General features: G+C 65.9%; 23 protein-coding genes and 1 pseudogene. 16 read left to right on the plus strand and 8 right to left on the minus strand.

Annotated features, from left to right (window positions below):
* Positions 1–16 precede the first annotated feature (16 nt).
* The 5 genes from JYA52_RS02540 (at position 17) to JYA52_RS02560 (ending at position 4,775) form a co-directional block, all read left to right on the plus strand.
* The gene (locus JYA52_RS02540) at positions 17–811 is read left to right on the plus strand and encodes an alpha/beta fold hydrolase (protein ID WP_205651581.1); all 795 of its coding nucleotides are present in this window, start codon (positions 17–19) and stop codon (positions 809–811) included.
* A gap of 159 nt (positions 812–970) precedes the next feature.
* Complete coding sequence (locus tag JYA52_RS22340; RefSeq protein WP_240459880.1) at positions 971–2,686, plus strand: helix-turn-helix transcriptional regulator; 1,716 nt, start codon at positions 971–973, stop codon at positions 2,684–2,686.
* Positions 2,687–2,792: 106 nt separating this feature from the next.
* Positions 2,793–3,125 (plus strand): hypothetical protein, encoded by a 333-nt coding sequence (locus JYA52_RS02550; RefSeq protein WP_205651582.1) that lies wholly within the window; start codon positions 2,793–2,795, stop codon positions 3,123–3,125.
* Entirely contained in the window at positions 3,103–4,209 is a 1,107-nt protein-coding gene (locus JYA52_RS02555; protein ID WP_205651583.1) for a flavin-containing monooxygenase, read from the plus strand. Before JYA52_RS02550 ends, JYA52_RS02555 begins: the two co-directional genes overlap by 23 nt.
* A 68-nt stretch (positions 4,210–4,277) precedes the next feature.
* Positions 4,278–4,775: a DinB family protein gene (locus JYA52_RS02560; protein ID WP_205651584.1), complete on the plus strand. Its 498-nt coding sequence runs from the start codon at positions 4,278–4,280 to the stop codon at positions 4,773–4,775.
* A gap of 82 nt (positions 4,776–4,857) precedes the next feature.
* On the opposite strand, the gene JYA52_RS02565 is transcribed toward JYA52_RS02560, so the two are convergent.
* The gene (locus tag JYA52_RS02565; protein WP_205651585.1) at positions 4,858–5,238 is read right to left on the minus strand and encodes a VOC family protein; all 381 of its coding nucleotides are present in this window, start codon (positions 5,236–5,238) and stop codon (positions 4,858–4,860) included.
* A gap of 440 nt (positions 5,239–5,678) precedes the next feature.
* Here JYA52_RS02565 and JYA52_RS02570 point away from each other — a divergent pair, with 440 nt between their 5' ends.
* Together JYA52_RS02570 and JYA52_RS02575 are read left to right on the plus strand one after the other, a co-directional pair.
* The gene (locus JYA52_RS02570; RefSeq protein WP_205651612.1) at positions 5,679–6,056 is read left to right on the plus strand and encodes a MarR family winged helix-turn-helix transcriptional regulator; all 378 of its coding nucleotides are present in this window, start codon (positions 5,679–5,681) and stop codon (positions 6,054–6,056) included.
* The gene (locus tag JYA52_RS02575) at positions 6,053–7,327 is read left to right on the plus strand and encodes an MFS transporter (protein ID WP_205651586.1); all 1,275 of its coding nucleotides are present in this window, start codon (positions 6,053–6,055) and stop codon (positions 7,325–7,327) included. The genes JYA52_RS02570 and JYA52_RS02575 overlap by 4 nt, the downstream gene beginning before the upstream one ends.
* Before the next feature lie 6 nt (positions 7,328–7,333).
* Here the strand turns inward: JYA52_RS02575 and JYA52_RS02580 are convergent, their stop codons facing one another.
* Positions 7,334–8,848: an MFS transporter gene (locus tag JYA52_RS02580; protein WP_205651587.1), complete on the minus strand. Its 1,515-nt coding sequence runs from the start codon at positions 8,846–8,848 to the stop codon at positions 7,334–7,336.
* 157 nt (positions 8,849–9,005) lie between these two features.
* Between JYA52_RS02580 and JYA52_RS02585 the strand changes: the two genes are divergently transcribed.
* Complete coding sequence (locus JYA52_RS02585; RefSeq protein WP_205651588.1) at positions 9,006–9,377, plus strand: VOC family protein; 372 nt, start codon at positions 9,006–9,008, stop codon at positions 9,375–9,377.
* 91 nt (positions 9,378–9,468) lie between these two features.
* On the plus strand, positions 9,469–9,792 hold the full coding sequence (locus tag JYA52_RS02590) for a hypothetical protein (protein ID WP_205651589.1): 324 nt from the start codon (positions 9,469–9,471) through the stop codon (positions 9,790–9,792).
* Between the two features lie 32 nt (positions 9,793–9,824).
* Here JYA52_RS02590 and JYA52_RS02595 read toward each other — a convergent pair whose 3' ends face one another.
* Positions 9,825–10,256, minus strand: a complete 432-nt coding sequence (locus JYA52_RS02595; protein ID WP_205651590.1) for an ester cyclase — start codon at positions 10,254–10,256, stop codon at positions 9,825–9,827.
* Positions 10,257–10,614: 358 nt separating this feature from the next.
* Here JYA52_RS02595 and JYA52_RS02600 point away from each other — a divergent pair, with 358 nt between their 5' ends.
* Positions 10,615–11,121, plus strand: a complete 507-nt coding sequence (locus JYA52_RS02600; protein WP_205651617.1) for a hypothetical protein — start codon at positions 10,615–10,617, stop codon at positions 11,119–11,121.
* A 246-nt stretch (positions 11,122–11,367) separates the two neighbouring features.
* On the opposite strand, the gene JYA52_RS02605 is transcribed toward JYA52_RS02600, so the two are convergent.
* The 4 genes and pseudogenes from JYA52_RS02605 to JYA52_RS02620 all read right to left on the minus strand — a co-directional run bounded on the left by JYA52_RS02605 (position 11,368) and on the right by JYA52_RS02620 (position 14,362).
* A complete protein-coding gene (locus tag JYA52_RS02605) occupies positions 11,368–12,729 on the minus strand; it encodes an MFS transporter (RefSeq protein ID WP_205651591.1) in 1,362 nt (453 codons plus the stop codon).
* A gap of 55 nt (positions 12,730–12,784) precedes the next feature.
* Positions 12,785–12,988 (minus strand): annotated as a pseudogene (locus tag JYA52_RS02610) (hypothetical protein); the annotation flags it as partial.
* Between the two features lie 112 nt (positions 12,989–13,100).
* Complete coding sequence (locus tag JYA52_RS02615) at positions 13,101–13,601, minus strand: gluconokinase (RefSeq protein WP_240459881.1); 501 nt, start codon at positions 13,599–13,601, stop codon at positions 13,101–13,103.
* Positions 13,580–14,362 (minus strand): IclR family transcriptional regulator, encoded by a 783-nt coding sequence (locus tag JYA52_RS02620; protein WP_205651592.1) that lies wholly within the window; start codon positions 14,360–14,362, stop codon positions 13,580–13,582. The genes JYA52_RS02615 and JYA52_RS02620 overlap by 22 nt, the downstream gene beginning before the upstream one ends.
* 453 nt (positions 14,363–14,815) lie before the next feature.
* Here JYA52_RS02620 and JYA52_RS02625 point away from each other — a divergent pair, with 453 nt between their 5' ends.
* From JYA52_RS02625 to JYA52_RS02635, 3 genes are read left to right on the plus strand one after another with little or no spacing between them, the layout of a single operon-like run.
* Positions 14,816–16,189, plus strand: coding sequence for an MFS transporter (locus tag JYA52_RS02625; protein WP_205651593.1), 1,374 nt, complete (start codon positions 14,816–14,818; stop codon positions 16,187–16,189).
* Positions 16,190–16,229: 40 nt separating this feature from the next.
* The gene (locus JYA52_RS02630; protein WP_307869286.1) at positions 16,230–16,991 is read left to right on the plus strand and encodes an SDR family NAD(P)-dependent oxidoreductase; all 762 of its coding nucleotides are present in this window, start codon (positions 16,230–16,232) and stop codon (positions 16,989–16,991) included.
* Positions 16,988–17,413 (plus strand): RbsD/FucU domain-containing protein, encoded by a 426-nt coding sequence (locus tag JYA52_RS02635; protein WP_205651594.1) that lies wholly within the window; start codon positions 16,988–16,990, stop codon positions 17,411–17,413. The genes JYA52_RS02630 and JYA52_RS02635 overlap by 4 nt, the downstream gene beginning before the upstream one ends.
* Positions 17,414–17,527: 114 nt before the next feature.
* Here the strand turns inward: JYA52_RS02635 and JYA52_RS02640 are convergent, their stop codons facing one another.
* Positions 17,528–17,878, minus strand: coding sequence for a hypothetical protein (locus JYA52_RS02640; protein WP_205651595.1), 351 nt, complete (start codon positions 17,876–17,878; stop codon positions 17,528–17,530).
* Between the two features lie 431 nt (positions 17,879–18,309).
* On the opposite strand from JYA52_RS02640, the gene JYA52_RS02645 reads away from it, so the two are divergent.
* The 3 genes from JYA52_RS02645 to JYA52_RS02655 all read left to right on the plus strand — a co-directional run bounded on the left by JYA52_RS02645 (position 18,310) and on the right by JYA52_RS02655 (position 21,674).
* A complete protein-coding gene (locus JYA52_RS02645) occupies positions 18,310–19,347 on the plus strand; it encodes a hypothetical protein (RefSeq protein WP_205651596.1) in 1,038 nt (345 codons plus the stop codon).
* A gap of 90 nt (positions 19,348–19,437) precedes the next feature.
* Complete coding sequence (locus tag JYA52_RS02650; protein ID WP_205651597.1) at positions 19,438–20,442, plus strand: LacI family DNA-binding transcriptional regulator; 1,005 nt, start codon at positions 19,438–19,440, stop codon at positions 20,440–20,442.
* 236 nt (positions 20,443–20,678) lie between these two features.
* On the plus strand, positions 20,679–21,674 hold the full coding sequence (locus JYA52_RS02655) for a LacI family DNA-binding transcriptional regulator (protein WP_205651598.1): 996 nt from the start codon (positions 20,679–20,681) through the stop codon (positions 21,672–21,674).
* Positions 21,675–21,779 lie beyond the last annotated feature (105 nt).

Genomic DNA, 21,779 nt, shown 5'->3' on the forward strand with positions numbered 1-21,779 from the left:
GGCGTACCCTGAGGCTATGGAAATCGAGGTCCGGAACCTGAGGCTCCGCACCGGCATCACTCTGCCGTGCCTCGTCCAGGACGACGCCGCTGCGAAGCCGGTGCTGCTGCTGCATGCGTGGGGCGAATCCCGCGGCAGCTTTGACCGCCTGATACCCCTGCTGACCGGTTTCAGGATCTACGCCCCCGACCTCCGCGGGCAGGGCGAGGCGGACAAACCGGAAGACGGCTACTCCCTGGCAGAACAGGCCGAGGACGCCGCCGCGATCCTGGACGCCCTCGACGTGCCGCGGGCCTTCGTCGTCGGCTCCTCCAGCGGCGGCTACGTCGCGCAGCAGCTGGCTGTTACCCACCCCGGGCAGGTTGCGGCGCTGGTGCTGGTGGGCTCTCCCCTGAGCCTTCGGGGGCGGACCCCCTTCGCCGATGACGTGGATGCCCTGACCGATCCCCTCGACGAGGGCTGGGTCCGGGATTCCCTGTCCTGGTTTCCCCTGCTGCACGACGTTCCCCCTTGGTTCATCGAGGACCGCGTGCGCGACGGCCTCAGGATGCCCGCCCACGCGTGGAAGGCCATCCTGAACGGGCTGATCACGGCCACGCCGCCCACGGAAAAGGGAACCATCGAGGCACCCACGCTGATCCTGTGGGGCGCCCAGGACAACCTGCTGCCGCGCAGCGACCAGGAAACCCTCGCCATCCGGATCCCCGGCGCCGTGCTGACGGTCTACCCCGACGTGGCGCACCTGGTCCTGTGGGAGTGCCCGGAGCGGGTCGCCGGGGACGCGACGGCGTTCCTCACGTCGTGTGCCTGACACCCCGGACGGACGGGTCGTCCTGCACCTTGCCGCCCTCTCAACCCCGGCGGTAGCCTGAAAAACAGATGACGGGCCGCGCCGCCCACCACCGGTTCTGAAAGCGCCGGCACCGCAGCGCCCACGGCTCAGACCCGCCACCGGGAACGGGGAGGCGCGATGTCTACGCTCGCAGACGGCCGGGAAGCCTACGCCGAACGGCGCTGGCCGGACGCCGTCGGGCAGTACACCGCTGCCGAGCACGACGCCGAACTGCCGGCCGGCGATCTGGAACGGCTGGCCACCTCCGTCATCCTCACCGGCCGGGCCCCAGAGGGAGTGGACATCCTGGCCCGGGCGCACCTGAAGTACCTCGCCGACGGCGACTACCCCGCCGCCGCCCGCTGCGCCGTCTGGACCGGGATGAACCTCATCCTGCTGGGCGAACCGGCCCGCAGCGCCGGCTGGCTCGGCCGCGCCCGCCGGATCGTCGAGGACCTGCCCGAGCCCTGCCCCGTCGAGGGCCTGCTGTTCGTCCCTGCCGGGCTGGGCGCCCTCTACCAAGGCGACGGCGCCGCCGCCGCGGAAGCCTTCACCCGGGCCGCCGACCTCGGCCGGGAACGTGGCGACGCTGACACGGCGGCCCTCGGCATGCTGGGCCTCGGGCAGGCAAAGATCATGCTGGGCCAGCTCGACGACGGCCTGGCCCTGCTCGACGAAGCCATGGTCGCCGTCACGGTCGGGGAAATCTCCCCGGTCCCCGCCGGGATCATCTACTGCGCAGTGATCGGAACGTGCCATCTGGCCTTCGACCTGCACCGCGCCCACGAGTGGACACGGGCGCTGGACCGGTGGTGCAACGCTCAACAGAACCTGGTGGCTTACAGCGGCCAGTGCCAGATGCACCGGGCCGAGCTGTACCGGCTGCACGGCGCCTGGACGGAGGCGATCGACGCCGCCGAAACGGCGCAGGGCCTCGCCTTCCGCGGCGACCGGATGGCCACCTACGGCGGCTTCTACGAACAGGGCGAAATCCACCGGCTCCGCGGCGACTTCGACGCCGCCGAAGCCTCCTACCTGCAAGCGCAGGAGACCGGTTTCCCGCCGCACCCCGGGCTGGCGCTCCTGCGCCTGGCCCAAGGGAAGCCGGACCAGGCCCAGTCCCTCCTCCGGCAGGCCATGGACGGTGCCGCCCCCGACTACCGGCGCCGGATGCTCGCCGCCCGGGTAGAGATCGAACTGGCAGCAGGCGACGGAGGGGCAGCGCGGGCCGCCATGGAGGAGCTGGCCTCGCTGTGCGCTTCGTTCGACATGCCCATGCTGCACGCCCTCGCCGAGCAGTCCGAGGCCGCTGTCCTGTTCCACGAAGGCGACCCCGAGGCTGCCATGGTCCTGCTTCGCCGCGCGTGGTCCCGCTGGATCAGCCTCGACGCGCCGTTCGAGGCGGCCCGCTGCCGAGCCCTGCTGGCCAGCCTGTGCGCCGCGCTCGGCGATGAGGAATCCGCCCGGCTGGAGCGTGCGGCGGCCCGGACAGCATTTTCCGAACTGAGCGCCACGCCGGCGCTGTCGGCGCTTGAGTCATCGGGACTTGAGTTGTCGGGGCTGGAAAAATCGGGGCTTGGGCAACCGGTGCCCGTTGCGCCGGACGCCCGGACAGCCCCGCTGCCAGCCTCCGCGGACGACGTCGGCCATCCCGCCGGCGCCGGGCCGCTCACCGCCCGCGAAACCGAGGTGGTCCAGCTCGTCTCCGCCGGACTGAGCAACCGGGACATCGCCGCAGAGCTGTTCATCAGCGAGAAAACGGTGGCCCGGCACCTGAGCAATATCTTCACCAAGCTGGGCCTGACCTCCCGGGCCGCGGCCACGGCCTACGCGTACCGGCACGGGCTCGTCTGACCTCCCTCCCTGCATAGAATTACCCATTCCCCGCCCGCCGGATTGCGCCCGGAAATGGGTGGTTCGCCCGATTTGCCGCGCCGCGCCGAAAAATAGCGTTAGTGGCATGAACATTTCGGTGCTCGCAGGAATGGTTTCCACCGTCCTCTTCGCGGTGAGCTACCTGCCCATGCTGCTCAAGGCCCTGCGCACGCGGGATCTTGACTCCTACAGCCTCGGCTACCTGGCGCTAAGCAACGCCGCCAATGCAGTGCACTCCGTCTACGTCGTCAGCCTCCCAATGGGGCCGATCTGGCTGCTGCACTCCTTCTACGTCGTCGCCTCCGCGCTGCTGCTCATCTGGTACCTGCGCTTCCGGTCGGAGCACAACGTTCATAACCCCGCAACCGCACCTGCATCACCAAGGAGGAACCACTATGACCACCACCCCAGCAACTGACACCCGCGGCGCCGTCGGCACAGCCGCCGTCGACACTGTCATCATCGGCGCCGGACAGTCCGGCCTGGCGCTGGGCTACTACCTGGCGCAGCAGCACCGGAACTTCGTCATCCTCGACGCCGGCACACGGGTCGGCGACGCGTGGCGGAACCGCTGGGACTCGCTGCGCCTGTTCACCCCCGCCAAGTACGACGGCCTGCCCGGCCGGCCCTTCCCCGGGGACCGCCTCGCCTTCCCCACCAAGGACGAGCAGGCGGACTATCTGGAGGACTATGCCTCCCGGTTCCACCTGCCGGTCCGGCCCAACACGGCCGTCACCCGGGTGAGCCACGACGGGCAGCGGTTCCACGTCACGGCTGGCGCGCAGCACTGGACGGCGGCGAACGTCGTCCTCGCCACCGGCGCCTGCCAGCTGCCCAAGACGCCACGCTTTGCCGCGGAACTGCCGTCCGACGTCGTCCAGCTCCACTCCTCCAACTACAGGAACCCGGCCCAGCTCCAGCCCGGGCCGGTCCTGGTGGTGGGCGTGGGCAACTCCGGGGCAGAGATCGCCCTGGAGACCAGCCGCAAGCATGACACCTGGCTGGCTGGCAAGCCGAGCGCCGAGGTCCCGTTCCGGCACGGCCGGACCGCGGCGCGGTTCATTATCCCGGTGGTCCGCTTCGCCGGGCTGCACGTGCTGACCACCAGCACCCCGGTGGGGCGCAAGGTGCTGCCCAAGATGGCAGTCATGGCCACGCCCCTGATCCGCACCAAGCTCGCGGACCTCGGCGCCGCTGGCGTCCACCTGGTGCCGCGGGTCGCCGGCGTCCAGGACGGCGAAGTAATGCTCGACGGCGGCCGGCACCTTCCGGTGGCAAACGTCATCTGGTGCACCGGCTTCACCGAGGACTACCCGTGGCTGGACATCGCGGCGCTCCCCGCGGACTGGCGGGAGCAGCAGCACCGCGGGATCGTGGATGCCCTGCCCGGCCTGTACCTGCTGGGGAAGGATTTCATCTTCTCGGCAGTCTCGGAAACCCTCCCCGGCGTATGCCGGGACGCCAAGTACCTGGCGAAACGGCTGGCCGCCACGCGGGCCTGATCGAAGCAGCCTTCGCAACAGATGTGTGGTGTTTGCCCCATACTGCTCGGCCTTGCAATACTTCACGCATGCCTGCCCTCCCCGCCAACTTCGCCGACGGCGTCATCGACCAGCCGGTCCGCGTCCAGTTCGAGGCATTCCTCAATGAACACCGCAGCATGCTCAATTCCTGTCTGGACGGACTGACCGAGGAGCAGGCGCGCCGGTCACTCGTGCCGTCGCGGACCACGCTGCTGGGCCTCGTGAAGCACGCCACCTTCGTCGAGAAGGTCTGGTTCGACGAGGCAATAACCTGCCGGCCGCGCGCCGAGATCGGCATCCCGGCCACGCCTGACGAATCGTTCATCCTCGACGACGGCGACTCCATCGCCAGCGTGCAGCAGGCCCACCGGGAGGCGTGCGATGCGTCGCGCCGCGCGGCGTCCTCCCTCGGGCTCGACGATCTGGTTCTGGGCAACCGGCGGGGTCCGCTGCCGCTGCGCTGGGTGTACCTTCACCTGCTGCGCGAGCTCGCCCAGCACTGCGGGCACGCAGACATCCTGCGCGAGCAGATCCTCAACGGCTGACCGCGCACTGCATCACCACGCTGGCAACCGTCCCGGCCGGCGAGGGACCGCAGCGGCGAGCGCCGTCGTCGTTCTCAATCAGTTACGTGCGCTGGGAGATGTTGAGAATGTTCCCTTCGCTGTCCAGGAACCAGGCGGCCTTCTCAGACTCACTCGTGGCAACGCCGTTCTCAGTCTTCAGCCCGGGCTGGTCGTAATCTTCAAAGACGACGCCGCGGCCCCGCAGTTCCTCCATTTCGCGTTCGAGGTTGTCCGTGGTCCAGCCCATCTGGGTGTTCTTCGCCGTGCCTGCATTGTCTGTCTGGTAAATAAGGAAGCCCGTTCCGTGGCCGCCGCGGTACAACAGACTGTCCGCCTCCGGGGTCTCGGAAGGCTCCAGCCCCAGCTTGTCCCGGTAGAAATCCCTCGCCCTGTTGATGTCCTTCGCGGGCAGGACAGCGATGATGTCTGAATCCGTGAGCATGATGATTCCCTTTGTCCATTGTTCTCTCGTTGATGGCGATGCTCTCCCCCGGCAGCGGCACCGGGTCGTCTTCGTCCCGTCGCCGCGTGGCCGCCCGCTCCGCCAGGTCCCGGGGCGGCCACCTGGGACTCTCCCGCGCGCACGCCAGCCATCATCGGCGCGAGGGTCCCGACACTTATGGGGCCATTATGGAACCGATTCGTGGCTACGGAAATAGCGCGAGGCGGAGCCCCGCCCGTTGGTACAACCACGTCCGGTCAGTAGCCGACGCCGCCACCCACTTGCCGCCATCACCCGGCGGGAGCATAATGGTTAGCGGAGCTAATTAGCATTGCTAACTAAATTTGCAGGAGGCGCAACACACAGTGACAGCAACGGACCGGGAGCCCAAGGACAGCATCACGCCGGACAGTTTGGCCATCGACCTGCGGACAGCGGTGATGCGCACCTCCCGCAGGCTCCGCGTGGAGGCAACCGGGGACATCATCACACCCGGCCAGTACACGGTCCTGGCGCAACTGCACGGCAACGGCCCGCAGACCCTCCGCGCACTGGCCGAACGCGAGCACGTGCAGGCGCCATCCATGACCCGGATCGTCAACGCCCTCACGGAGCAAGGTTTCGTCACCCGGACAGCCCACCCCGCAGACGGCCGCCAGGTCCAGGTGGGAATCACCCCGGCCGGGAAGGATGTCCTGGCCGAGGCCCGGGAACAGCGGACAGCCTGGCTGGCCCAACGCGTCGCCGGACTCAGCGACGAGGACCGCCAGACCCTCAGCCGCGCCGCCCACATCATGCAGCAGCTGGCCGCCAAATGAGCGCCATGTTCCAAGCATTGGAGAATCCCAACTACCGCATCTGGGCGGGCGGGGCACTCGTCTCCAATATCGGCACCTGGATGCAGCGGGTGGCGCAGGACTGGCTGGTGCTGACCGTCCTCACGGACCACTCCGGCACCGCCGTCGGCATCACTACGGGCCTGCAATTTCTGCCGATGCTGCTGCTTGGCCCTTTCGGCGGCGTGCTCGCCGACCGGCACAGCAAACGTGTGATCCTGCTGTGGACGCAGCTGGCGATGGGACTGTGCGGGCTGGCCATTGGACTCCTGGTGGTAACAGGCAACGCCCAGCTGTGGCACGCGTACCTGGCCGCCCTGTGCCTTGGACTGGCCAGCGCCATTGACGCGCCGGCCCGCCAGGCCTTCGTCTCCGAACTCGTGGGGCAGGACAGGGTGGCCAATGCGGTGGCGCTGAACTCCGCTTCCTTCAACACCGCCAGGCTCACCGGTCCCGCCATCGCCGGTGTGCTCATCGCCTGGGTGGGCACCGGACCGGTCTTCCTGCTCAACGCAGCCAGCTTCGCCGCCGTCATCATCTCGCTGTTCCGGATCCGAACCTCCGAGCTGGCCCCGGCCACGCTGGCCTCCCGCGGCAAGCACCAGGTGGCCGAGGGCCTGCGCTATGTGCGGCAGCGGCCGGACCTGGTGCTCATCCTGGTCATGGTGGGCGTCCTCGGCGCCTTCGGCATGAACTTCGCCATCACCAACGCCCTGATGTCCACCGCAGAGTTCGGAATGGGGCCGGGTGAATTCGGGCTGCTGGGCTCCATCATGGCCGTCGGGACGCTGGCCGGCGCCCTGCTCGCGGCCCGCCGGAGCGGCCCCCGGCTGCGGTTCCTGCTCGGCGGGGCCCTCGGACTCGGGATCTTCACGCTGGTAGCGAGCGTGTCGCCGTCGTTCTGGCTCTACGCCGCCGTGCTGATACCGGTGGGCCTGGCCTCCATCACTTTCCTGAACAGCTGCAACACCAGCATCCAGCTCTCCGTGGAGCCGCAGTTCCGGGGGCGCGTACTGGCCCTCTACCTGGCCGTCCTCCAGGGCGGCACCGCCGTGGGAGCGCCGCTCATGGGGTGGATCGGCACGGAGTTCGGCGCGCGCTGGTCGGTGGCGGCGGGCGGCATCATCGTGCTGCTGACCGGCCTGCTCTCGGTCATGGCGGTCAGCCGGCGCAGCCCGCTGACGTTCCGGGCACAGCTCCGGACCGCGTTCCCCGGAAAGCGCGCCCGGGGCATGAAGGTCTCCGACGCCTAGACCGCCTCAGCCCTCCCCCGGCCTCCCCTGATGTCCCACGTGCGCCGCCCTCGCGGCCTCGTAGCTGCTGTCGAACGGCAGCGTGTCCATGTCCAGCAGCGGGTTCGCGTCCTGCGTCGCCACCAGCTCGCGGGCCGCTTCCTCCGAATCCACGCTGGGCATGGAGCCGGGCAGGTGCCGTCGCGCGGATTCCGGCAGGAAGTAAATGGTGACGGCGGCGATGGCCCCCATGGCCATGAGGTAGTACGCCGGCATCATGTCGTTGCCTGTCGCCTCGATGAGCGCGGCGATGATGAACGGGGCGGTCCCGCCGAAGATGGCCACCGCGAAGTTGTAGGCGATGCCCATGGCCGCGTAGCGGTGCTCCGTCGGGAACAGCGCCGGCAGCGCCGACGCGAGGTTGGCCACGGAAAACGCCACGGGGAAGGCCAGCAGGGCGAGGCCCAGGAGCGTGGCCGGGACGGTCCCAATCGAGATCACCAGGAACGCGGGAATCGACAGCACCACGGTGCTGATGGCCCCGATCCAGAGCACAGGACGGCGTCCGATCCTGTCCGAGAGACGGCCGGTGAGCGGGATGCACAGCGCCATGGCCACCAGGACTGGGATGGTCAGCAGCGTCCCCTGGATCTCGTCGTACCCCTTGTTGCTGGTCAGGTACGTGGGCATGTAGGACGTGAGGGCGTAGGCCACCGTGTTGGCGGCCGCCACAAGAATCATCGCCAGCACTATCGGCCGCCAGTGGGCCTTGAAAATGCCCATCGGGCCCACGGCTCCGATCACTTCGCCGGTCTCGGGGTGCCGGGCGGATACCTCTTCCGCTTCCAGGGTTGCCTGGAATGTCGGTGACTCCTCGATCTTCATCCGGAAGTAGATGGCGACGATGCCCAGCGGGCCGGCGACCAGGAACGGAATGCGCCAGCCCCACGCCTCCATCTGGTCCTGGCCCAGCGTCAGCTGAAGGGCGGAAACAACGCCCGCGCCCAGCGCGAACCCCAGGTAGCTGCCCATGTCCAGGAAGCTGACGAAGAAGCCCCGGCGCTTGTCCGGCGAATGCTCACAGACGAACGTGGTGGCACCGGCGTACTCACCGCCGGTGGAAAAGCCCTGGACCAGCTTGGTGACCACCAGCAGCACCGCCGCCCAGATGCCCAGCACCGCGTATCCGGGCAGCACGCCGACGGCGAACGTTGCCGCCGCCATCAGCATCAGGGTCATGGCCAGCACCTTCTGCCGGCCGATCTTGTCGCCCAGCCAGCCGAAGAACACGCCGCCCAGCGGGCGGGCGATGAACGTGGCCGCGAAGGTTCCCAGCAGGAACAGGTTCTGCACGGCCCTGTCGGCCTCGGGCAGGAACACCGGCCCCATGGTGGTGATCAGGTAACCGAACACGCCGACGTCGTACCACTCCATGGTGTTGCCGACGATCGTTCCGCCAAGTGCCTTTTTCAGCGTCCGGTGGTTAACTACGTTGATGTCGGAAACGCGTAGCCGCCGCGTCTTCAACGGCCGCTCGGTCATAGCGGCGCCACCACCGCATCATTCTTCAAACTGTGCGTGCACCGTTCAGCAGGCATTTTCGTTCCTCCAGGTCCAGTGGAGGGCGTCATTTTGCGGATGGCGCCGTCGTTGGCTGTGGGCTGTCCGCTCATTTTCCCACCGCGCATAGGATGGTGCCATGTCCAGTCGTATAGCGGCCATCGTGATCGACGCCGTACAGCCGAGCGTGGTCGCCGAATTCTGGTGCAACGTCCTCGGCTGGCATGTGGTCGAGGAGGACGACGGCGTCATCAGCATCGGGCCACCAGACGGCGCATGGCCCACCATCGACGTCGTGCCGGTGCCGGAGAACAAGTCCGTCAAGAACCGGCTGCATCTCGACCTTCGCGCCGACGGCACATCGACAGCCGACGAGCTCGAGCGGTTCCTGGGCCTGGGAGCGAGGCACACGGACGTGGGCCAGGGGCCCGAGGCAACGTGGGTTGTTCTCAGTGATCCCGAAGGCAACGAGTTCTGTCTGCTCGCCCGCACTGTGCAAGAAGCCAGATGACGACGGCGCGTACTGCCGCCCACAGCAACCGCGCCCGCCGCTGGGCGCGCGCGCCGGCCCTGGCCGCCCGTTTGCGCGAGATAATGGAAGCATGACCGATCAGGATCAGGACCGGGATCCGTGGGAAGAGTTCGACTCGCTCCAACCCGCAGGCCCCGACCGCGTCCAAGGAATACCCGGGGGCCAGCCGCTGGGCTTTGGCTTCCGCACCGGCGTGCGCAGCGCAAGAGTGGCCTTCGGGTTCGCCGTGTACGCCCTGGTCCTCGGAACGGTACTGGTCCTCGCCGGCGCGATCGTGTTCACGGCCCAGGGGCAGTGGCTGTTACTCGGACTGATGGTCCTGATCGAGGCCGTCTTCGTCTTTGCCTTCAGCCGGCTGGCCCGCCAGGCACGCAACCGGCGCCTGGCCCAGTAGCCGCGTAGGGCCAACTGGCCCCGGGCACGGCGTCAGTTCATGGCCCCCGGCATCAGTTGCTGCATCATGGATGCCACGTCCGGATGGGCGCGGAAGGAGACAAACTTTCCGTCCTTGATGGAGGCGAAGTAGGTGCCAGTGCCGAACACCAACTTGCCTGTGGCCGGAATCTCATGGTCGCCCATGCGCAGCGGCCCCGTGTTCGTGCCGGTGAACTCCACCTCCGCCGCCACCTGATCCTCGGTAACCACCCTGCTGGCAGTCTTGACGCGCATATCCGGAAACGCCGTGAACCACGTTTCCATGTAGGCCTGCACCTGCTCCCGGCTGCGGAAAGGCTCCGGCGCCATCACGTCGGAAAACGAAAACTCATCTGCCAGCAGTGCGGTGAACGCCGCCGCATCATGCTGGTCCCAGGCCGCCATTCCGCGGTCGTCAAGCTGCTCTACTTCAGCGCGTGACATCACACATCTCCTCCTTGAAATGTACCGACGCCGCTCATCGTAGGCCTTTCGGCCCGGCGGTCAATCCCTGCGCACAAACCGGTGCCCTATCCCTTCGGCTCCCGACGGTGCCCGCGGCATGCGGTGCCGATGCTATCCGCCGCAGCGTGCTGTTGAGCAGCACGGCGAAGGACGCCGTGCTGCCTGCATCCACTTCTCCTAAGCCTTCCCGCAGTATTCCCTGAGGATTTCCGCAAACCCGGCTAGGCCAGCGGAATTAGAGACAAAATATTTTGGGACGGCTTGTTTTCCTGGTGTTGCCCACCAATATCGGGACCACGGGTATCGCTCACTATTTTTTTGCTACAAGCCCTCCACGATGATTTTACTGATGAAGGCAATTCATGAACTCAAGGGCCATAGCAATCGACAATGGAAAGAGAAAATGGGGAAAATGACGAAAGCATTGGCCATTGGAGCCCTCGTGTGTCTGGCGCTCGCCGGTTCCGCGGGATGCGCCGCGCCGCAAGCAGCTCCCGCAGTCACGCATACCGTTACGGAAACAGCTACTGCAACCGTGACGACTACAGCCACCGCAACTGTGACAGCTGCACCGGCCCCCGCTGCGGCCGCTCCTGCGGCGCCTGCTCCGGCAGCCGCCGCTCCGATCGCGACAACAACCGCCATTATCCCTGCAGATGTGGCGGGAATGAATGCCGAAGCCCTCGACGACGACCTGACTGCCCTGGGATTCGAAAAGGTCATTTACAACTCCGATACCGGCAAGACCGTTTTGCTGCTCAGCAACTGGACGGTCACGGGGATTGATAAACCTGGGATCGAGCAATCCGTCGATAAAGCGGTTGTGGTTCATGTAACAAAGTAGCCCTATTCCTGAGGAAGGCACTTTCGCAGGCGCAGCGCCGACCTCTTCCCCTATTCAGTTCAAATTGCGCTAAAACTCGGGCGTGTAAAGAGCCTCCCCGCAGTGGGAGCATGAAGGCGGCCGTCCCTGTGACGGCCGCCTCTCACGACTCTTGTGTACGTTACCGGCAAGTGTGAAATGCTCGTGTCCTCATTTCCTACGGCGGCTTCACTCGGTCATTGCACCCGCCCGTGCAGTGGACGGCGCCTATTCCCTGTGCTCCCGCCACAGCAGCGACACCACGAACGTCACCGCGCTGAGCGCGAGCATCACCAGCACCATGCGGCCCCAGTTCTCTTGGTTGACGCCGGTGCCGTAGAAGATGCCGATCATCACGGTGGCCCCGATGGCGCCGACGTACCGGCAGGTCTGGAAGATCCCGGCGGCCACTCCCCTGTCCTCCGGCGCGGCGGACAGGTACAGCCCCTGGTTGGAGGCGATGCTGACCGAGCCGTACGGCACGCCCATCAGGGCAGTCAGCGCCAGCACTAGCAGCACGGCGAAGGACGCCGTCAGCAGCCAGAGTGCCGCTGCCGCCACTGTAAGGACTACGACGCCGGCGATCAGCACCCGCCGCACCCCGAACCGGTCGATCGCGCGGACGGCGAGCGGTGTGATGACGACGGACATGGCCGCCAGCGGCAGCATCAGCAGGCCCACCAGGCCGGGGTCATAGCCTCCGGCCTCCTGCAGCAGTTGCGGCAGCCCGAAGAAGGCGAAGTAGTACACGCCGCTGAATACCGTGAAGCCCAGGTACACCAGCAGCAGCGGCCGGTTCCTGCCCAGCAGCCGCAGGTCCAGGAACGGGCGTTTGAAGCTCAGCTCCCGCCACGCGAACAGCACGGCGAGCAGCATGGCCCCGCCCAGCAGCCACCAGCGGAAGCCGGGCAGCGCGTCCAGCAGACCCATGAGCAGCAGCACCATGCCGCCCACGAAAGCGAGGATGCCGGGGATGTCCGAGTCGCGCAGCAGGACGGCCACGCTGCCCCGCTCCCGCGCCTGGTCCGCGGGCGCAGACCTCCGCACGATGAGCAAAGCGGCGAGCGCGAGCGGGACGTTGATCACGAACAATGCCTCCCAGCCCACCAGGCTCACCAGCAGCCCGCCCACCACCGGGCCGACCGCCGCCCCGGACGTGTTGGCCATCTGGATCCGGCCCAGCGGCCGGGTCGAGGTCGTGTTTGCCTGCTTGGCGAGCGCACCGACCATGACGACGGCACTCGGGTACGCCGTCGCGGTCCCCAGCGCCATGAGCGCACGGGCGACGCAGACGAACACGAAGTTGGGCGAAAAGGGCGCCAGCGCGCAGGACACTGCCACCAGCGCCATGCCGAGCATGAAGAGCCGCCGCGGCCCGAACCTGTCCGCCAGCCGACCCATCAGCGGCTGGCCCGCGGCCGAGGTGATGTAGAAGGCGGTGATTACCCAGGTGACGGTGGCGACGTCGAGCCTGAAATCCTCGCGCAGCACCACCAGGGCGACTGCGATCATCGACGAGTTCAGAGGGTTCAGCGACGTGCCCAGGCTGAGGCCGGCCACGGCGAGGCCGGTGCGGGGAGAGTTGCTCACGGCAACAGTCTGGCGCACGGGGCGCTTGTGCGGCGAACTGTATGAACCGCCAGGACTACCGGAACGCGAGGCTGGATATGGAGTCGTCGCTCTGGCGTGTAGCCAGGGCTTGATGGTGGCGGTAGAGCGTTGTGCGGCTCCAGCCTACGAGGCGGGCGGCGTCTTCCGCGGTCGGTCCCTTCGCGCGGGCATCCTGGGCGGTCGTCAGCTTGTCCGCGATGACGATCGGGTCGGACACCGGCCGACCGAAGCGTGCCAGTTCGGTCCGGCCGCCGGAGCGGGACGCCGTGTTCACGAAAAGGTCAACGACTCCATGTTCGGCGTAGTCCACTGCGCAGGGGATCTGTCGGCACGCGCTCGGTAGGCCATGGTCAATTTCTGCATCCTGAGGCCTGCTGACGGTTTCGCTTTTGCGTGCGGACCGTCAAATTCAAGCAAGGGAGCTGGGACTGAAGCAGAGTGACCGGCATGAAGTGTTCCTCCCTGCGGGACATTCTGGCGTGCAACAGGGCGATGCTCCCTGTTAAATGTATGAAAACGGCTTCTGGTGCTGCTTGCCTGATGATGTCGCGGTACGAGCGCTTTAGTGCGCTGCACGCGATGACGAGCGGTCCTTCCGCAGAGGCCAAGCGCAGTCCGACTTGCCAAAGCCACGGTCCGCGGTCCGCGTCGGTGAGGGCCTGGCCCGTCGCCATTTTTTCGATGTTAGATGCCGGGTGAAGGTCATCGCCGTCCAGGAAGTGCGCCCCGAGGATTTCCGCGAGGGTGTGGCCGATGAGGCTTTTGCCGCTCCCCGAGACTCCCATGGTGACGACGTGGAGCTTATCTATCGCCGGTGGATTCCGTTCGGTCATCCTGTTGCCCTTGCCCATGACTGTACGGTCTCTCCTTTAGGCTTCCAGCCGAGCTCGAGGGAGATGGACATGGTTGTCGCCAGAAGGTCAGGAACGCTGCGGCGGAGCTCTTCCAGGCCGGTCTTCTCCCGGAACGTTGTTATGGATATCGCGCCTGCGACGCGGTCTGCGTGATCCCATACGGGCGCTGCTATGCAGTTCGAGACGATGTCGAACTCGCCGTTGTCCTCAGCCCATCCTTGTGCGCGTACCGCTTCAAGACGCTTCACGAATTCGGACCTGGAAGTTATGGAGTTGGGCGTCCGTTGTTCGAACGTGGCGTTATCCAGAATGGACTCACGGCGGGCGTCATCAATGAACGCGAGAATGGCCTTGCTGACCCCGGCTGTGTGGATGACTACGAATCCGCCGATTCTTGTGTTCAGGCTGATGGATTGTTCGGGTTCGACCTTATCGACGTAGACGATGCGGCTGGCTTCCGGTACGGCGAACTGAACGGTGTGGCCAAGGTGTTCACTGAGTCGGACAATGTGAGGGTGTACGACTGACCTGAGATCGAATTGTTCCAGGGCTGACTGTGCCAGGCCAGCCAGTCTGAAGCCGACACCGAAATAGCCGCGCTCATCCGTCCGTACAAACCCCGCTTCGATCATGGTCTGCAGGATCCTAGATGCTGTTGTCCGGTGAACCCCTAGGTCCGCGGCGATGTCTTTCAGCGTCCGCGGGTGTTCACTGCAATATTCCAGAATCTGGATTGCCCGGGCTACCGTCTGCGACATGGTTTCTGCTCGATCCTGTGTTTTGGTGGTCGGTCGGGATTACGGCTCATCAGCTGATCAGGGTTCCCAGTTTAGACAGCAGCCCACTTGAGGTTGGCAGTATCACCGGGATTGCCTAGCGTTCTGGATCAGGCCCGCCAGTCAGATTAGGCCCTCTTGATACCGCAGCGCCCGTTCCCCGGCAGGCAAAGGGACAACCACCACGCTTGCCTCGAGAAAATCCTGCATCATCTCGCCGATCGACACTGGTGCAACATATGCACATCATGTGTATAAATCTACGATCTTAGTCGAATGGAGGTCAAGACGGGGCGACATTCCGGAGTGCCCATGACCGAAGAGCGCGCGCTTCTTGCACATGCCGTGCATATGGTGCACACTTCCATGTGTACGACGAGTCGTGGGATCGCCAAATGATCCGTTGCGGCTTTGAATTAAGCCAAAGGAGTCTTGATGAAGACATTGATTTCAGCCAGGCAGCGCCCCGCCCAGCTCACGTTCGGGGAGCTTGGCGACCGGACCCTGGCCAAGGTGCGTCGCCGGATCATCCCTGTGATCTGCCTTCTATATTTCGTCGCATTTTTGGACCGGAACAACGTCGGTTTTGCGAAACTGACGATGAGCGAAGACATCGGCCTGACTGCCTCCGCCTACGGCCTTGGTGCCGGCATCTTCTTTATTGGGTATGCCCTGTTCGAAGTCCCGAGCAATGGAGGCATGTACAGGTTCGGGGCGAGGAAGTGGATCGCCCGGATCCTGGTCAGCTGGGGCATCTGCGCCACCGCCATGGCGCTGGTCAGCGGTGAGACGACGTTTTACGTGATCCGTTTCCTGCTCGGAGCCGCCGAAGCCGGCTTCTTTCCTGCCGTCGTCTTCTACCTCACCCTGTGGTTCCCGGCGGCCCAGCGGGTAACCGTACTCGGACTGTTCATCCTCGCGCAGCCGGTATCCAACGCCATCGGCGCACCTCTCTCGGGATTGCTACTGAACCTGGACGGGTTGCTGGGCCTCCACGGATGGCAGTGGCTATACATTATTGAAGGCATCCCCGCCATCATCCTGGGGTTCATGGCTCCACGGTTACTGACCGACCGTCCGGAAGAGGCCCACTGGCTTAGGCCGGACGAACGTAGCTGGCTGAGTACGACCATGGCCAACGAACTGGCCGAGAAGCAGCGCAGCGGATCGCACAGCTTCCTGGACGGGCTCAAAGACCGCCGCGCCCTCGTGTATGCGTTCCTGAACTTTGGCATGGTCTGCGGCATCTACGGCTTTGGTTTGTGGCTTCCCACAGTGGTGGCCGGACTGGGCAAGCTCGATCCCGCACAAGTCGGCTTCATCGTCGTCATACCCTACGCCGCAGCAACGTTCTTCGTCTTCTACTGGAGCCGCCGGTCCGACAGGACCGGCAAACGCGCAGCCCACGCCAGCATCAGCATGCTCATCGCAGCATTCGGGCTGACCGGGGCCGCGTTCCTCCTCCCGCTCAACCCTGTCGCAGCACTGCTATTCCTCACGATCGCCGCCATGGGCGTCTTCTCTGCAACAGCACCCCTCCTCTCCATGCCATCAGCCGCATTGGGCGGCGCCGCCGCAGCAGCAGGCCTGGCGCTGGTCAACTCCATAGGAAACGTTGGAGGGTTCGTAGCCCCCTACGCCGTCGGGCTGCTCAACGACGCAACACACAGCAACCTTGCCGGCCTGCTCTTCCTCGCTGCATGCCTGGTAATCACCGCCGTCGCGACTTTCCTCTACGCCCGGAACCGGCCCGAAGGCACAGCCACTCCCAGCGCCGTCGCAGCAGCCGAACTAGCCAAAACCAATTAGCCCAGCCGAGAACCGGCTGGCATGAAAGGAACAAGTCAACGTGTTTGAACAGTCACTGCGCGGAAAGACCGCTCTGATTACAGGCGGAGGCACCGGCATAGGACAAGGCATTGCCCTGGCCATCGCCAAGGCCGGGGCCAGGATCGCCATCACCTACAACAACCACAAACCCGATCAGGATTTCGCCGATGAGGTGGAACGCCACTCGGGACACCCCCTTACCTCCCTGCAGTTGGATGCGACCATCGAAACAGAAGTCCAGCGGGCGGTGGAAGTCCTCGGCCGTGACTTCGGACGGCTGGATATTCTCGTCAACAATGTCGGCGGCCTCATTCAGCGTTCGGCCATCGGTGACATGGACTTCAAACTCTGGAAGGAGGTTCTGGCCGTCAACCTGGACAGCACCTTCCTGATGACCCACTTCGCCCTGCCATTGATCAACGGCGGCGGCCGCATCATCAATGTCGCCTCGTTGGCAGGACGCAACGGCGGACACGCCGGTGCGACAGCCTACGCCACGTCCAAAGCCGCTATCTTTGGCTTCACCCGTGGGCTTTCAAAAGAAATGGCATCGTCCGGTATCACCGTCAATGCCCTGGCCCCTGGCTTCATCGAAGCGACACCCTTCCATGACACCTTCACCACCGCGGAGTCCAAAGCCGCCACGATCGAGACGATCCCGCTCGGACGGGCAGGAGTTCCCGAAGATGTAGCAGGCGCGGCGTTATGGCTTGCGTCCGAGCACGCACGCTTCATCACGGGCACCGTTGTCGACATCAACGGCGGCCAGTACTTCGCATGATCACCGGACAACTGACGCATCCACGCATCATCTCCGCTCTGGCTGCCGCCGGCCACGGCGCCACCGTCCTGATCACAGACGGACACTATTCAGCAGCGACCGCTGTCGGCCCAAATGCAGAAACCGTGTACCTGAACCTGGAGGCGGACTTTCCGACAGTGCCCCAGGTCCTACGCGCCGTCCTGGGCACGGTCCGTGTCGAAAAACTGACGCGGATCACTCCCACCGGGGACGCAACTCCGTGTCTTGTTCATGCAGAAGTCGATGACCTAATGCCCGAAGGCACCGAAACGGAGTTCGTGGATCGATTCGGATTCTATGACCTCGCCAGGTCACAGAATCTTGCCTTGTGCGTCGTGACGGGAGATTCACGGCGGTTCGCGAACGCGTTGCTGACCGTGGGCGTACTCCAGAAGGGCTAACGCTGAAGGTACGTCTGACGCCAATAACCAGGAACGGTTTCTCCACGCGGCATGCAGACGCTCTCGAGGCTCCCGGTCGGTCTGCAATCATGAGCGAACGGGTGACCGTGCCGGTCACAGGTAGTGGCTGCTGTGCCCGGCACGGTGTTCTCCTGTCTTCCCACTGAGGGAAGCTCCATCGGCGTCTCTGCCGTACGCTTCGTGCCGGCCGGCTAATTGGCGTGAAAGCCAAGACCCGAAGGATCCAAATGAAAGGCCATAATGTCGGCTTTCTCTGAATGCAAAATCCAACCCACCACCCGGCGCGGCCTTGAAGAACAGCTTGAAGAAGCCGTCTGGCAACTCCAGCAACTGGCCCGGCACACAAAAGCGCACGGAATTCTTGTCACCAGGCACCGGCACGATCACTACACCGTGGCCCTTTCCGAAACCGTTCCATACGGAACGTCCCAGGAACTTGATCAATGGCTTGGATGCTCATCGCTGGTGGAAAGATGAAGCGGATGGGGACCGCCAACGAAGACTAGAACCTGGCACGACGAGCGTATTCGCATTCGACCATGGCGACCAGTACCCCAAGGATGCGTTCCCAACACAGACGGTCTACGGGAATACCGCGGGCCCCGAACTGCGGCTTATCACGTGTGATGGTTATGATCCGGAAACAGGTCTGTTCGACGACAATTACGTGATCTACGCAAAGCTTGTCGCTTGAAACCACGCCGATCGAAGCAACAACCTGATGCACGGAATGAGCTACGGATAGTGGAGCCATTCCCTGCCGCCGTCACAGGCCACTCCGGAGTGTGATGGCGGCACGGAAGCTCCTCCCTTGTGACTGCCCCGCCACGGCAGTACCATCCCCTCACCTGATGGCTCCGTGGAAGTGGGCACCAATGCTCGACACTGCGCGCAACACAAGGGCCGGCGGACTCCGCGACCTGGTGACAGAGCTCCTGGGCCTGTGGCTGCTGCTGGCCGTGTTCCTGGACGGCTGGGCGCACCTCAACGTCCCCAGCCTGGAAACCTTCTTCACCCCATGGCACGCGGCCCTCTACTCCGGCATGGTGGCCACGGCCGCGTGGACCGCCGTCGTGATCTGGCGGAACAGGGCGCCCGGGCAGCCGCTGTGGCAGGCCGCTCCGCCCGGCTACCGCGGAACCGCGGTAGGGGTAATCCTCTTTGCCACCGCCGGCGGGCTGGACCTGCTGTGGCACGAACTGCTGGGCATCGAAGTCTCGCTGGATGCCCTGGTCAGCCCCACCCACCTGCTGCTCGGTTTCAGCCTCTTCCTCATCCTCGGCACCGCGGTCCGCAGCGCCCGCGCGGCCAGCCACCCCGGGAACTTTGCGTGGACCCCGGCGGCGCTGTTCGCCGTCGTCCTCTTGACCGGGCTAGGGGCGTTCTTCCTCATCTACTGCTCCGCCTTCGTCCGGCCGGGACCGACGGCCCTCTTCACGCCAATGCCGGTGGGGACGCCCGGGCGCATCCAGTCTGAGATGCCGGTGGTCATCGCCCTGGCGAGCTACCTGCTGACCACGGCTCTGATCATCGCACCCTTCCTCTTCACACTCTCCGCAGCCCGGCGCCCCGCCCGCGGGATCGTCACCATGCTGGTCGTTGCGGCGGCCTGGCTGCCCGTCGCGATGGTGGGCCTGCGACCGTTCGCCATCGCCGGAGCAGCCGGAGCCACCGTGGCCGCCGTGGTGGCTGACCTGCTGCTGGCCACGGCACCGGACGCCTGGCTAAGCCGGCGGCTGCCCGGGGTCGCGGCAGGCATCGCGGCGCTCCTGTGGACGGGCCAGCTCGTCGCCTTCGCGGTGACGGATGCGATCCGCTGGCCGCCATCACTCTGGTTGGGGGCTGTGGTGCTGAGCACCGCAGCAGCCGCCGGCCTTGCCGCCCTCAGTTCCTGGGGCCCGGCGCGCTCCTGAAGCCCTGTGCCCGCTCCCGGGCGCCCGTCTGTAGACTGGCGGAGGCGGGCGCGAAACGTTCGCGTAAACGATTCTCCGAGGGCGGCGACGATGACGACGATGGTAAAAGTGGCCCAGCTTGCCGGGGTGTCCATCTCCACTGTTTCCCATGTCCTGAACGGCACCAGGCACGTCGGCGACGAGACGCGGCAGCGCGTCCTCAAGGCCATCGAGGAAACCTCCTACCGCCAGGACGCGCTGGCCCGCGCCATGCGGCGCTCCCGGACGGACAGCATCGGCCTGATCGTTTCCGACGGCGGCGAGCCGGCTTTCGCCGAGATGATCCGCGGCGTGGAGGAAACCGCCGCCAACCAGGGCATCACCCTCCTCCTGGCCAATTCCGCCGAAGACCCTCAGCGCGAGGCCCGCGCCGTCGAGGCCCTCCTGGAACGCAGGGTGGACGGCCTCATCCTGGCCCGCGCCGCCGGCTCCGGCCCGGAGGCCCTGGCGGAGTTCGCCAACCGGGACACGCCGCTGGTGCTGATGGACCGGCTGTCCGAGGACCCCTTTGACCAGGTGGGCGTTGAAAACACCGTGCCCATCACGGAACTGGTGGAGCACCTCACGTCGCAGGGCCATGAGCGGATACTGCTCGTGGCTGGGGACACCCGGGTGTCCACACTGCGGGAACGGCACCGCGCCTTCCAGGACGCCATGACGGCGGCCGGCATCCCACCGTCGGACCAGCTCACGGTCACCGCCGCCGGACAGGCAGAGTCCGACGCCGGGATAGAGGACGCGCTGTCGGCGGCCGCCCCGCCCACCGCCGTCATCGCGTGCAGCACGGTACTGGCTGCAGCCGCGCTGCGGCGCATCCAGCAGCGGGGGCTGCGGATGCCCGAGGACATCGCCTTCGCGGCGTTCGACGGCTTCGCCTATGCGGACCTGTTCGAGCCCCAGCTCACCACCGTCCGGCAGCCGGCGTTCCAGGTCGGCGCCACGGCCGCCGAGCTGCTGACCCGGCGCATCGCCGACAAGTCGGCCGAGACCTCCGTTGTCCGGCTGGCGCCGACGATCGAATACCGGGCCTCGACCGGCTCCACCCCGGCCTCCTAAACCGCCCCGAGCGCGAACGTACACTTGAGGCCCCCGCTTTTGGGGCCTCAAGTGTACGTTCGCGCAATCGGCTTCTGCGGCGGCGCACCTACCGGCGGCCGCGCACGGCGGCGCCGCCCCTACCGGCGGCCGCAACGCACTGACTTTCAGAATCTTTCATGTGACCCATTGCACATCGAAACGTTTGTCTCTACTATCGAAACGTTCGCGCAATCGTTTCGCTAGAAGGAGTCGCAGTGGCAACCATCGTCGATGTCGCATCACTTGCAGGCGTTTCGACGTCCACTGTGTCGCACGTCCTCAACGAGACACGGCACGTTGAACCGGAGACCAAGGCCCGCGTCATCAGTGCGGTGCAGGCCACCGGCTACCGGCGGGACGCACTGGCCCGCTCCATGCGCCGCGCCAGGACGGACTCCATCGGCCTGGTTGTCTCAGACGCCGGGGAGCCTGCCTTCGCGGACATGGTGCACGGGGTGGAAGAGGCCGCGGCACAGCACGGCCTGTCCCTGCTGCTGGCCAACTCGGCGGAAGATCCCGCCAGGGAACGCGCTGCGGTGGAGGCACTCCTGGACCGCCGCGTCGATGGCCTGATCATCGCGCGGGCAGCCGGGTCACGGGCCGGGCTGCTTGAGCGGATCCGCAACGAGAAGAAGCCCCTGGTCCTGTTGGACCGGCTCGCGGACCTGGACGTGGACCAGGTGGGGGTGAACAACCAGTCCGCCATGGCAGCCCTGGTTGAGCACCTCACGGACCGCGGCCACGAACGGATCATGCTCGTCTCCGGGGACCTGCGGGTCTCCTCGCTCCGCGAGCGCCATGACGGTTTCCGCGCCGCCATGCTGCAGCGGGGCCTGGAGGTGCCGGACAGCCTGCTGTGCGAAGGCACGGTCACGGCGGCGGCAACGTTTGACCGGGTCCGGCCGCTGCTGGGCGACTCCGCCGCGGGTCCGACGGCGATCCTGGCCTGCAGCACCCTGCTGGCGGCAGGGGCCCTGCGTGCCGTCCAGCACGAAGGGCTGCAGGTTCCCGGGACCATGGCATTCGCCACGTTTGACGGCTTTACCTACTCGGACCTGTTCCAGCCCCAGATCACCACCGTACGCCAGCCGGCGTTCCAGCTTGGCGAGAGCGCCGTGGGTCTACTCATGCGGCGCCTCGAGACCCCCTCCGCCCCCACCAAGATCCTTCGACTCGAATCAGAGATCGAATTCCGCCGCTCCACCGACTGACAGCTCCACCGATTCACAGCTCTACCAGCCAGGCCCCAAAACTGCTGTACAAACCCCAACGCATCCCATCAGCGCACCCCCGCGCCGCATGCAAAGGAGCATCAC

Source organism: Arthrobacter pascens, from assembly GCF_017052465.1.
Taxonomy (GTDB): domain Bacteria; phylum Actinomycetota; class Actinomycetes; order Actinomycetales; family Micrococcaceae; genus Arthrobacter; species Arthrobacter pascens.

Bases quoted from the DNA above. Each gene is read 5' to 3' on its own strand.
- JYA52_RS02650 (WP_205651597.1), top strand. From the start codon at position 19,438: ATGACGACGATGGTAAAAGTGGCCCAGCTTGCCGGGGTGTCCATCTCC.
- JYA52_RS02570 (WP_205651612.1), top strand. From the start codon at position 5,679: ATGCGCACCTCCCGCAGGCTCCGCGTGGAGGCAACCGGGGACATCATC.
- JYA52_RS02555 (WP_205651583.1), top strand. From the start codon at position 3,103: ATGACCACCACCCCAGCAACTGACACCCGCGGCGCCGTCGGCACAGCC.
- JYA52_RS02600 (WP_205651617.1), top strand. From the start codon at position 10,615: ATGATTTTACTGATGAAGGCAATTCATGAACTCAAGGGCCATAGCAAT.
- JYA52_RS22340 (WP_240459880.1), top strand. From the start codon at position 971: ATGTCTACGCTCGCAGACGGCCGGGAAGCCTACGCCGAACGGCGCTGG.
- JYA52_RS02585 (WP_205651588.1), top strand. From the start codon at position 9,006: ATGTCCAGTCGTATAGCGGCCATCGTGATCGACGCCGTACAGCCGAGC.
- JYA52_RS02620 (WP_205651592.1), bottom strand. From the start codon at position 14,362: ATGTCGCAGACGGTAGCCCGGGCAATCCAGATTCTGGAATATTGCAGT.
- JYA52_RS02580 (WP_205651587.1), bottom strand. From the start codon at position 8,848: ATGACCGAGCGGCCGTTGAAGACGCGGCGGCTACGCGTTTCCGACATC.
- JYA52_RS02625 (WP_205651593.1), top strand. From the start codon at position 14,816: ATGAAGACATTGATTTCAGCCAGGCAGCGCCCCGCCCAGCTCACGTTC.
- JYA52_RS02565 (WP_205651585.1), bottom strand. From the start codon at position 5,238: ATGCTCACGGATTCAGACATCATCGCTGTCCTGCCCGCGAAGGACATC.
- JYA52_RS02645 (WP_205651596.1), top strand. From the start codon at position 18,310: ATGCTCGACACTGCGCGCAACACAAGGGCCGGCGGACTCCGCGACCTG.
- JYA52_RS02540 (WP_205651581.1), top strand. From the start codon at position 17: ATGGAAATCGAGGTCCGGAACCTGAGGCTCCGCACCGGCATCACTCTG.
- JYA52_RS02595 (WP_205651590.1), bottom strand. From the start codon at position 10,256: ATGTCACGCGCTGAAGTAGAGCAGCTTGACGACCGCGGAATGGCGGCC.
- JYA52_RS02560 (WP_205651584.1), top strand. From the start codon at position 4,278: ATGCCTGCCCTCCCCGCCAACTTCGCCGACGGCGTCATCGACCAGCCG.
- JYA52_RS02590 (WP_205651589.1), top strand. From the start codon at position 9,469: ATGACCGATCAGGATCAGGACCGGGATCCGTGGGAAGAGTTCGACTCG.
- JYA52_RS02575 (WP_205651586.1), top strand. From the start codon at position 6,053: ATGAGCGCCATGTTCCAAGCATTGGAGAATCCCAACTACCGCATCTGG.
- JYA52_RS02635 (WP_205651594.1), top strand. From the start codon at position 16,988: ATGATCACCGGACAACTGACGCATCCACGCATCATCTCCGCTCTGGCT.
- JYA52_RS02550 (WP_205651582.1), top strand. From the start codon at position 2,793: ATGAACATTTCGGTGCTCGCAGGAATGGTTTCCACCGTCCTCTTCGCG.
- JYA52_RS02615 (WP_240459881.1), bottom strand. From the start codon at position 13,601: ATGGGCAAGGGCAACAGGATGACCGAACGGAATCCACCGGCGATAGAT.